This window comes from Nocardia sp. 852002-51101_SCH5132738 (assembly GCF_001665695.1).
Lineage (GTDB): Bacteria > Actinomycetota > Actinomycetes > Mycobacteriales > Mycobacteriaceae > Nocardia > Nocardia nova.
In genome coordinates this window covers 1-1,832 of sequence record NZ_LZML01000117.1, presented here as the reverse complement: position 1 = coordinate 1,832, position 1,832 = coordinate 1, and the positions used below count along the sequence as shown (strand labels likewise).

Genomic DNA, 1,832 nt, shown 5'->3' with positions numbered 1-1,832 from the left:
CCCGAGGTGGTGGCGCACGAGCAGACGGTGTCGGCCACTCAGCTCAAGGCTTCCGATCAGGTCGCGCAGATCATGGACGCGCTGTATCTGCAGACCGGCGGCGGTATGGAACTGGCGGCGGCCGGGGTGCCCGCGCGTTCGGTCACCGAACGTGCCGAGCGGGTGGCCCGCTGGGCCCGCAATCCGCTCGGTGACGAGATCGTCGACGCCCGCTGGATCGCACCGCCGGAGGGATTGAGCCCGCGCGGCTGGGTGCAGGCGATCGCCCGCGCCTTCGAGCGCACCGTGTCCGAGCCGATACCTTCGGGGCCGAAACCTCCAGGGCCGAAACCCGCAGTCGCGTAGCGTCCCGAGCCGGTGTACGGAGCCTGATCGCGGCAACCCGCTCGGCAACGACACACGCCCGCCGGATCGCGCAACGGTGCCTCCTTCCCATCGCGATGATCCGCACGGGTCGACGATTCCGCGCGCCGCGGCGCGACGAGCATTCGGGCTCAACCGATCTCGCTGCGCGAGCGAACTGTCTGAAGTTAGGATGTGCCGCATCGCGAGGTCCCGGCGATGGGTTGTGGCGACCGGGTAGAGATCTGCGCTGAGAACTCGAGGGAAGGCGAGCGCATGACCATGGGGCGGGTAGCGCGCGTTGTTGCGGTCGCCGGAATGATCTGTAGTTGTGCGGTTCTCGGCCCCCAGGTAGCCGCCGCTCACCCAGCTCACAACAATCCGGCTCGGCCGAATCCGGGTCAGCCCCATCCAGGTCAGCCGAATCCGGGTCAGCCGAATCCGGGTCACGCCCAACCATCCCATCCGCCCGCATCTCAGCCGAACGCCGCAATGGAGCAGGGCTCCGCAGATTCCCGGCCGACTGGTCCCGGTGCCGAAGCACGGCAGCAGCCGGGCGCGTCCGCACCGGGTGCGGGGGGGCCTACTCCGGCAGACGATAACCAGAACCATGGCAATCTCGACGCCCCGGGAGGCGCTACGACCTCGTCGGCGCCGGCTCCCGCAGGGTTGCCCGGACCGGCGGCCCCTGGTTCCCTCCTGGCCTCGCTGACCGGAACGGGCCCCGCCGCAACGGCTTCCGAATCGGCTATTGTGATCGACCCCGGGCCCCGGTTACCGGACCGGCCGCGATCAGGGCCGCTGCCGCGAGGTCGCCGCTGCTGATTCTCATACTGCCGCACCGGGTTCGGCGGCGCGGGGTTCCCGCGCGACCGACGCCGGTGCTCCCGACGATGCCGCGGGTCCCCGCCGGTCCCCTGCCTCCGGTCGACGTCGCCGCCCCACCCGCGCCGGCCGCGGTCCCGATCGCACCGACCCCCGCCCCGTCGGCGTTGTCCGCGGCTCCGGCGCCCGCGCCGGCCCAGCCGAATCCCGCCGGGGACCAGATCGTGGCCATTGGCAGACCGCCGGAGGTCGAGATTCCGGCGGTCGCCGGCAGTGTGATCGCCACGGCGCTCGCCGCGGTCGGCTCCGGTGTGATGAGCTTTCGCAGTGCCTCGGCGGCGCAGGCACGCCTCGACGCCGCACGGGCGGAATTCTTCGGACCGAGGGCCTGAGGGGCGCGGAATGATCGAGAGCCGGACTATTAAGACAGGCCGCTCGTATCGCCGCGTCGCCGTCGCCGTCGACGCGGTGTGCGCTGTTGCCGCCGATTTCGACGCCACCACGTTGGAGGAGGTGGTCCTCGCGATCTCCGCCGAACGCGGCCGCCTGATCGAAATCACCGATGCCCGGCTGGGGCCGGGTGTCTGCGGTCAGCGCCGCAGCTATCCGGACAAGGATGTGATCGTGCTGGCCACGGCCCTGCCCAGTCGCGACCACACCCTCGC

The 1,832-nt window shown here is 71.1% G+C and carries 1 protein-coding gene and 2 pseudogenes; all 3 read left to right on the top strand.

Annotated elements, in window-relative coordinates:
* Positions 1–345 (top strand): annotated as a pseudogene (locus tag A5789_RS17470) (hypothetical protein); the annotation flags it as partial.
* Between the two features lie 890 nt (positions 346–1,235).
* Positions 1,236–1,559: a hypothetical protein gene (locus tag A5789_RS37355; protein ID WP_064902747.1), complete on the top strand. Its 324-nt coding sequence runs from the start codon at positions 1,236–1,238 to the stop codon at positions 1,557–1,559.
* Positions 1,560–1,569: 10 nt separating this feature from the next.
* A pseudogene (locus A5789_RS17460) lies at positions 1,570–1,832 on the top strand (DUF955 domain-containing protein); the annotation flags it as partial.